This window comes from Variovorax stachyos (assembly GCF_051400855.1).
GTDB lineage: Bacteria > Pseudomonadota > Gammaproteobacteria > Burkholderiales > Burkholderiaceae_C > Variovorax.
Genome location: NZ_JBLFFN010000035.1, coordinates 1 through 8505 on the forward strand (window position 1 = coordinate 1; position 8505 = coordinate 8505).

8 protein-coding genes are annotated in these 8505 nt (G+C 67.0%); 1 reads left to right on the forward strand and 7 read right to left on the reverse strand.

What is annotated here, in order from left to right; genetic code table 11:
* Positions 1–95: 95 nt before the first annotated feature.
* From ACMGEZ_RS29380 to ACMGEZ_RS29410, 7 genes are read right to left on the reverse strand one after another with little or no spacing between them, the layout of a single operon-like run.
* On the reverse strand, positions 96–446 hold the full coding sequence (locus tag ACMGEZ_RS29380) for a DUF202 domain-containing protein (RefSeq protein WP_436825810.1): 351 nt from the start codon (positions 444–446) through the stop codon (positions 96–98).
* Positions 415–753, reverse strand: a complete 339-nt coding sequence (locus ACMGEZ_RS29385) for a YidH family protein (protein ID WP_436825811.1) — start codon at positions 751–753, stop codon at positions 415–417. The genes ACMGEZ_RS29380 and ACMGEZ_RS29385 overlap by 32 nt, the downstream gene beginning before the upstream one ends.
* Before the next feature lie 5 nt (positions 754–758).
* Complete coding sequence (locus tag ACMGEZ_RS29390) at positions 759–1715, reverse strand: Bug family tripartite tricarboxylate transporter substrate binding protein (protein WP_436825812.1); 957 nt, start codon at positions 1713–1715, stop codon at positions 759–761.
* A gap of 35 nt (positions 1716–1750) precedes the next feature.
* Positions 1751–3211, reverse strand: coding sequence for a sulfatase family protein (locus ACMGEZ_RS29395; protein WP_436825813.1), 1461 nt, complete (start codon positions 3209–3211; stop codon positions 1751–1753).
* On the reverse strand, positions 3208–4374 hold the full coding sequence (locus ACMGEZ_RS29400; RefSeq protein WP_436825814.1) for a mandelate racemase/muconate lactonizing enzyme family protein: 1167 nt from the start codon (positions 4372–4374) through the stop codon (positions 3208–3210). The genes ACMGEZ_RS29395 and ACMGEZ_RS29400 overlap by 4 nt, the downstream gene beginning before the upstream one ends.
* A complete protein-coding gene (locus tag ACMGEZ_RS29405; RefSeq protein WP_436825815.1) occupies positions 4374–5813 on the reverse strand; it encodes an aldehyde dehydrogenase family protein in 1440 nt (479 codons plus the stop codon). Before ACMGEZ_RS29405 ends, ACMGEZ_RS29400 begins: the two co-directional genes overlap by 1 nt.
* A complete protein-coding gene (locus ACMGEZ_RS29410; protein WP_436825816.1) occupies positions 5810–7465 on the reverse strand; it encodes a GMC family oxidoreductase in 1656 nt (551 codons plus the stop codon). Before ACMGEZ_RS29410 ends, ACMGEZ_RS29405 begins: the two co-directional genes overlap by 4 nt.
* Positions 7466–7569: 104 nt before the next feature.
* On the opposite strand from ACMGEZ_RS29410, the gene ACMGEZ_RS29415 reads away from it, so the two are divergent.
* The gene (locus tag ACMGEZ_RS29415) at positions 7570–8253 is read left to right on the forward strand and encodes a GntR family transcriptional regulator (RefSeq protein ID WP_436825817.1); all 684 of its coding nucleotides are present in this window, start codon (positions 7570–7572) and stop codon (positions 8251–8253) included.
* The last annotated feature ends 252 nt before the right edge of the window (positions 8254–8505 follow it).

The following is an 8505-nucleotide window of genomic DNA, read 5'->3' on the forward strand; positions in this document are numbered from 1 at the left end:
CGACCAGTATCGCGAGCGCCTCGCGTTGTGATGTCCACAGGTCCAACAGCGCTGCTCATTGATCAGCATCTCCCTAGGTCGGTCGTCGCATTTGCTCAAGCGAACACGAAGGCACCCTGCAAGAGCGCCAACCCCACGCAGCCGGCGGCCGCCGCGACGCAGCCCGTGATCATCGCCAGCAGGCCGCTGGATGCTGCCACGGGCTGCGTCAGCGCCAGTTGCCGCGCCCTCAGCGAACCCGTCGCCAGCATCACCAAGGCAAGCAAGGTGCAAAGGACGCCGGCTGTGAGCAACGTGTCGCTGTCGGACACCGCCCCGGTTCGAAGCATCAGCGCAGCATTGACTGCCGCGACGCCGCTCGTGCGCGCCCACACGAGCAGCGTTCGTTCCGCTGCAAGCCCGGATCGCGCATCCTTACGAAAAAGTGATGACCGCAAGTCCCGCAAGTCCGAGGAACGTGCTGCACACGGCCAACAGCGGCACGAGTTTCGACGGAGGAAGCGGGCTTGCGTCCCGCATTGCCTGCTGGTAAAGCTGCCACTGCCGATAGGCACCCACCGATAGCAGCGCCGCCAGCACGGCCAGGCTGCTCGTCATCACGAGCACTACCCAGTGCGGCTCGTGCCGCGCCAGTTGCTGCATCACCATAGCGCCCGCAAGGATCGCCAGCGCCGTGCGAACCCATGCGAGGAACGTGCGCTCGTTGGCGAGCGTGAAGCGGTAGTCCGGCTCGCTCCCCTGTAGCTGCGGCATGCGCGTCAATCCAGTCGTAGGTCCGCCAGCTTGACGACCTTGGTCCACTTCACCGATTCGGCATTCACGTACGCGCCGAAATCCTTCGGGGTGCTGTAGGCGACTTCGTCACCCTGCGCCTCGAGGCCGCTGCGAACAGCCGGGTCCTTCAGCGCCACCGCCAACGCGTCGTTGAGCTTCTGGACGACATCCGCCGGCGTGCCGGCAGGTGCGAACAGGCCCCACCAGGCATTCGCCTCGAAGCCCTTCATGCCTGCTTCGTCCAGCGTGGGCAGGTTCGGGAACGCGACCGAGCGCTTTTTCCCGGTGGTGGCCAGCGCACGCACCCTGCCGGCCTTCACCATCCCCTGCACCACGGGGATGTGGTTGATCGAAAATGCGATGTCACCGGTGATGAGCGCCGTGAGCGCCGCAGGGCCGCCGCTGTACGGAATGTGGGCAGCCGGCAGCTGGTTGGCCTGCTTGAACAGCTCCGCGGCCAGCTGCGGGAACGTGCCGTTGCCGTTGCTTCCATAGAACGCGCGCACCCCTTGCTCCTTGAGGTACTTCGTCAGCTGCGGCACATCGGTGGCAGGCACCTTCGAGCCGGTGACCAGCACCAGTGGCCCCGAGCTGATCTGGCCGACGGGGACGAAGTCCTTCTTCGCGTCGTACGGCAGGTTCTTGTAGAGGGTAGGCCCGAAGACCTGCGTGGCCGATCCGCCCAGAAGCAACGTGTAGCCATCCGGTTTGGCCCGCGCGACGTAGGTCGCGCCTATCGTGCCGCCCGCGCCGGGCTTGTTCTCTACGGCGACGGGTGCTCCGAGCGCGGTCGACATCTTCTGGCCAACCATGCGCGCGACCACGTCCACAACGCCGCCGGCGGGGAACGGGACCACGATGGAAACGGGGCGGGAGGGGAATTTCTCCTGCGCCCAGGAAGGCGCGGTGCACGCGGCGGCGCAGAGCGCGCCCAGGATCATGCGACGAGAGGTTTTCATGTGTGTCTCCATGAGTGTCAGATCAGCATCGGCTGCTGGGGTTTGGGCGTGGGCTGCTGGCGGCTTGCGATCGCGCTGCGCAACTGCCACACCAGCACTTGGTGCACGAGCCGGTCCTTCAGCTCGGCGTGTTCTGCGGAGGTCCAGAGGTTGCGCAGCTCGCCCGGGTCCTCCTGCAGGTCGTAGAGCTCGCCGTATTCCTCGCCGAGGTAGTAGACGATCTTCCAGCGCTCGTCGCGGCGCATGACCATGTATTCGGCGCTGGTCTGGATGTGGTCGCGCGCGAGCTCCGACCACGCTTCCGTGCGGATCGCGTTCGCCTCGCCCTTGAGGATGGGCCACAGCGACTTCGCCTCGAACGACTTCGGCGCGGCGACGCCCGCGGCTTCGAGGATCGTCGGCGCGATGTCCATCCACTGCACCAGCGAGTCGTTGCGGCGCGGCGCGATGCCGTTCTTCGACCACATGATGAGCGGCACCTTTACCGACCCCTCGTACATCGTCCACTTCTGGATGTGCCCGTGGTCGCCGAGCGCGTCGCCATGGTCGGACGTGAAGATGACGATGGCGTTGTCGAGGTAGCCCTTCTCATCCAGCGTCTTCATAATCTCGCCGACCTTGTCGTCGATCATCGTCACGTTGGCCGCGTAGTGTCGGCGGATGCGAAGCAGCTCCTCCGGCGTCGGCTGGTCCTTCCACGACACCGAGTCGTAGTTGTTGCGGATCATGTTGTTGCGGAGCTGGCCGTGCGACGGCGGCTGCGCGGCGAGTTCCTCCGCCGTGGTGTGCGGCACGGGGATGTCCACGTCCTTGTACATGTCCAGGTAGCGCGGTAGCGGGTCATACGGAGGATGCGGCCCCGGAAAGCCGATCTGCAGGAACAGGGGCGCCTCGGACTTGCGCTCCTTGAGCCACCACACGGCGTGGTCGCCGATGAACATGTCCGAATGCATGTCCTCATCCAGGTGCCACGGGAAAGCGCCGAGCGCGTTGCGATACCCTTCGGGGTCGGCCGTGTGGCGCGTGTAGCGGCTCGGCTTCTCGAGCTTGCGCGCGTGCAGGGCCTTGTCCCACTCGTCGTAGAGCGCGCGCGGATGCTCGTCGAGGAACAGCGGGCGGTCCTTGTTCTCCATGAAGAACCGCTGGTGGAAGCCGCCCCTCGCGTCGTAGGGGTTGATGTGCATCTTGCCGATGTTCACGCAGTGGTAACCCGTGTCGGCCAGCCACTTCACCCACGTCGGCTCCCACGGATGGAAGTTGGTGAACACGCCGGTGGCATGCGGGTACATGCCCATGAACAGGCTCGCGCGCGAGCCCACGCACACGGGCGACGTCACGTAGCAGTTGGTGAAGGCAGCGCCTTCGCGCGCGAGCTTGTCGAGCACCGGCGTCTTCATCCACGGCGCGCCCAGCGCGTTGATGGTGTCGAAGCGCTGCTGGTCCGTGATGATCAGGATGATGTTGGGCTTGTCTGTCATGGCTGTCGTCCTTCGGAAATCTGTTGGGCGTCGATCGTGCGTTCCAGGGTCAGGTAGGCCGCAAGCGCGGCGAGTTCCGGCCGCGCGCCGAGCCCCGCGGCTTCCGGCAGGGCCACGGCGCCTTCGCGCACCGGCGGCAAGTCGCCCGCGAGCAACTCACGCAGCGGGTTCGGGTTGGCATCGATTTCGGCGAAACCTTCGCCGCCGATGGCGGCCTTCAGGTGAAGCGTCGCGAGCAGCCCGATGCCGCCGCCCAGCCAGTGCGGGCAAAGCCAGGCCGAAGCGTTCGCTGCCGCTTCGCCGAGCGGCAGGCAGCCCGTGAAGCCGCCCCACTTGGCCACGTCCGGCTGCAGCACTCGCAGGCAGCGCGCCTCGAGGAAACGCGCGAAGTCGCCGGCACGCAGGTTCTCGCCCGCGGCCAGGGGAAAGGGGGAGTGTTGTGCGAGCCGCTGCCACTCTTCGATGGGTGAGTCGGCCGCGATCGGCTCTTCCAGCCACAAGGGCCGCAAGGGCGCCAGCTGCCCGGCCATCCGCAGGGCTTCTTCGACGTCCCAGGCCTGGTTGGCGTCCACCATCAAGCGTGCGGACTCACCCACCGTGGCGCGCAGGTTCGAGAGATTCGCGACGTCGCGCTGCGCGCCGAAGCCGACCTTCAGCTTGAACGCCGTGTAGCCTTCGGCCGCCTTGGCGGCCGCCAGGCGCTCGGGCTGCGTCGGGTTCAGGCCGGACGCATAGACGTTCACGCGGCCGGATCGGCCGCCGAGCATGCGCCACAGCGGCTGTTGCTGCCGGCGTGCGGCAAGGTCCCACATCGCGATGTCGACACCCGCGACCACTTGCGCCAGCGGGCCGGGCTCGCCGGACTGGATCGCGAGCACACGCACCGCGGCCGTGAGCGCGTCGAAGCACTCCGCAGGAGAGGCCCACGCACGGCCGAGCGCGAGCGGCGCCACCGTCTCGGCGAGCAGCCGCGCGCGGTGTTCAGCGCCCACCGTCGGGAAGTTGCACCAGATCTCGCCCCAGCCTTCGCGGCCGTCCTCGTCGATCGCCCGAACGACGACGGCTGCGCGGTCGCGCAGGACACCGAAAGACGTCTGCACTGGTGTCTCAATGGGCACGCGGTAAACCGACACGCCGATGGAACGCAGGCGGATCGGGTCCATCACACCCCCAGGTAGACGGAGTGCTCCGTCGTGTAGAAGGCGGCGGAGCTGGGCCCCACCGAATAGGCGCCCACGCCCGAAGCCTTGATGCCGCCGAAGGGCATGTGGCTGTCGGGCACCGTGCCATGGTTCACGTGCAGCATGCCCGTCTGGCACTCGTCGACGAAGCGCGAGATCGCTTTGGCATCGTTCGAGAAGAAGGCTGCGGTGAGGCCGAACTCCACACCGTTGAGCATGTCGATCGCCTGATCCAGCGTTTCGTACTCCACGATGCTGATGACCGGCCCGAAGATTTCCTCGCGGGCGGCCGCGCTGCCGGCGCGCACGCCGTCGAGCACGGTCGGCGCGAAGAAGTAGCCGCCTTCGCAACCGTCCACCCGTGCCTCGGCGCCGCCGGCCAGCACCTCCGCGCCATCCTCGCGCGCCTGCAGCACCGCGGCCTTGACGTGCTCCAGTTGCGCGCGGTGCGTGATCGGCCCGAGCTGCGTTGCAGGGTCCATACCATCGCCCAGGCGCATGGCCGACGCGCGGCGGGCGAGCCCTGTGGCGACGTCGCGGTGCAACTCGCGGCGCACGAGCACGCGGCTCACCGCGGTGCAACGCTGTCCCGAACACATGAGCGCCGCATTGGCCACCTGGTCCAGGCAGGCATCGAGATCGCCCGCGTCGTGGATCACCGCCGCATTCTTTCCGCCGAGTTCGAGCGATACCTCCGCGAGGTTGGATGCCGTCGCGGCCAGGATGCGCCGGCCCGTGCCCACCGAGCCGGTGAACGTGACGCCGTGTACGCCCGAGTGCGAGACCAGCGCGTTGCCCACGTTCGCACCGCCGTGAATGACCTGCAGCAGGCCATCGGGCAGCAGGCCCGGGGCCGACTCGCCCAGCAGGCAGGCGGCAGCGGGCGTGAACTCCGACGCTTTCACGATCACCGCATTGCCGAACCCGAGTGCCGGCGCGATCTTGCGCATTGGCGTCATCACGGGGAAGTTCCACGGCGTGACCGCCACGATCACACCGCGCGGCCGGCGCACGACCATGTTGCGCACGCCGGTCCGCAGGGGCGGAACATGGCGGGAGCCTTCGCCCGACATCACGTGCTGCAGCATGAAGCGGGCCTCGGCGCAGGCCTTGGCCACTTCGCCGCGGCTTTCGGCAAGGGCCTTGCCCTGCTCGGCGGTGATCGCCTCGGCCAAATCTTCCTTGCGCGCTTCGATTCGATCGATGAAGCGGGCCAGCACCTCGCAGCGCTGCGCAGCTGGCAAGCGGCCCCACTCACGCTGCGCGCGCGTTGCGGCAGCAACCGCTTCGTCGACCAGCGACAAGTCGGCGAGCGTATAGCGACCGACCTGCTCGGCGGGCCGCGCCGGGTTGACGGTTTCGAAGGCCGCCGGCGTGTCCCGCCACTTGCCGCCGATGAGGTTGCCGAAGGTGTAGGTCATGCAAATGCCTTGGCGCGCGCTTGCGCAACTGTGGTCTTCAGGACGAGGGCAGCGCCCTTCTCGCCGATCATGATCGTGGGCGCGTTGATGTTGGCCGAGGTCATACGAGGCATCACGGAAGCGTCGATCACGCGCAGCCGGGAAACGCCGTTCACCTTAAGTTCCGGATCCACGACCGCCGTGCTATCGCTGCCCATGCGGCAGGTGCCGCTGGGATGGAATACGGTGCTGCCGTGCGAGCATGCGAACTGAAGCAGGTCCTGCTCCGAAGGGTCCTTGTTTTCCGGCAGCACGTGCGACTCGATGAGGTCGCCGAACGCGGGCTGGCGGTAGATGTCGCGCAGCATGCGAATGCCATCCGCGAGCGTCCTTCGGTCGATCTCCTCGGCCAGGTAGTTCGCCTGGATGCGCGGAGCCGCGAACGGGTCGGACGAAGCGATGGTGACCGTGCCGCGCGAGTCGGGCCGGCATTGGCTGGCCGTGGCCGTGAACCCGGCGAAGCGGTGCAGCGGCTCACCGGGCTTGTCCACCGAGAGCGGCATGACGGAGAACTGGATGTCGGCGCGGTCGTCGCGTGCGTAGCGCGTGCGCGCGAAGCCGCCGACCTGCCCGGCGCCCACCGTGAGCGGCCCCCTGTTGAACAGCATCCACTCCAGCCCCATCGCCGCGACCTTGAGCGGGTTGCGCACGTCGTTGTTCATCGAGTGCGGCTTGCGCAGCTGCACGATCGTCCGCGCCTGGTAATGGTCCTGCAGGTTGGCGCCGACTTCGCGCGCCTCGGCGACAACGGGGATTCCGGCCTCCTTGAGAACGTCCGAAGGGCCGATGCCGGACAGCTGAAGCAGTTGCGGCGACTGGATGGCCCCCGCGGACAGGATCACTTCCGCATCGGCGGCCGCGGACTCGACATTGCCGTTACGTACCCACTCGACACCGACGGCACGGGTGCCTTCGAACAGCACCCGCGTCACGTGCGCACCGGTCACGACGGTGAGGTTCGGGCGGTGCAGCGCCGGCCGCAGGAAAGCCACCGAGGCGCTCGAGCGCCAGCCGCCGGCGAGCGTGAGGTGGAAGCGGCCGACGCCGTAGTCCGTCTCGCCGTTGAAGTCGCCGTTCGCGGGCAAGCCAAACTGGCCGGCCGCGTCGAGCCAGTGGCCGCAATAGGGGTGGTCGTTGCGCAGCTCGGAGACGCCGAGCTCGCCGGCAGTGCCGTGGTATTTCGACTCGGGCCCGTTGAACGCCTCGGACTTCCTGAAGTACGGCAGAACCGAGTCGTAGTCCCACCCGGCCGCGCCCTCGGCAGCCCAGGTGTCGAAGTCCTGGCGCTGGCCGCGAAGGTAGATCAGGCCGTTGATCGAGCTGGACCCTCCCAGGATGCGGCCGCGCGGCCACGCGATGGTGCGGCCGTGGAGGGCCGCACCGCCTTCGGCCTCGAACACGCGCGAGAACTTCTCGTTGTAGATGGTCTTGAAATACCCGACGGGCAGGCGCAACCAGAAGTTGCGGTCCCGGCCCCCGGCCTCGATCAGCAGCACGCGCGTCGAGGGGTCCGCGGACAACCGGTTCGCGAGCACGCAACCGGCGGAGCCCGCGCCGACGATGATGAAGTCGTACCCGGTGGGCCCGGGCTTGCCGTCGGTGAACTGACGCATAATGGATTAAAGGTCTAAAATCTAAAAGAATGGTTAATAGTACTTTAAGAACTTCTACTGCGTCAAGCCCGCTCGCGGATAACCCCATTCCCCTGTACCTGCAGGTGGCGGATATCCTGCGCGGCCGTATCAACCGGCGCGAATGGCCCGCGGGCACGCTGATTCCCACGCTGGAAGCGCTGGCTCAAGAGTTCAAGGTGGCGCGCGTGACGGCGCGCCAAGCGGTGCAGTTGCTCACGCGCGAGGGCCTTTTGTCGCCTCGGCGCGGCCATGGAACGGTGGTCACCCAGGGGGGCGACAGCCCCAAGGCCGTCGTCATGAAGACGACGCTGGACTCGCTCGCATCGATGTACGAATCGACGAGCCCGAAGATGCTGTCGTTCGACGAGTCGCATGCGATGCCGAGCGTGGAGCCGGGCATCGGCAAGCTCGGCAGCAGCTACGTGTACATGCGGCGGCTGCACTTCACCGAAGGCAAGCCCTACGCGGTCATCGACCTCTACCTACTGCAGGACGTCTTCCAGCGCGCGCCGGACGAGTTCCGTTCGCGCGCCGTGATCCCGCAGCTGCTGCGCATGAAGCGCTCAATACGTATCGAGCGCGCGCACCAGACCATGTCGATCGGGGCCGCGGACCAGGAGTCGGCCCGGCTGCTCGAGGTGCGGGTCGGAACGCCGGTTGCGCTCGTCACCCGCGTCTTCCTGGACCGGAACGAGCAGGTCCTTTACTACGCCGAAGTGATCTATCGCGGCGACTGGGTGAAGTGGGAGATCGAACTGCAAACGTGAGGCGTTGCAGGGCGCGCCGAGCTGCGGCATTCTGAAGTCGTCCGGTCACCGATTCGCGCAAACAACTGCACCAACGCGACTCGAGAACGAATTCTTTCTGAAAAAGTCGGGAAGAACCTACGCCGCTCGATCGCGACGCTGTCGGATTCGCGCTGCAGTGCGCACGTCTGCTTCTGGCCGAGGCCGTGTGCAAACGGTCTGCGCTCCAGTATGCAGGACATGGCTCGAATGCGACCGCGACGCGATGAGCGC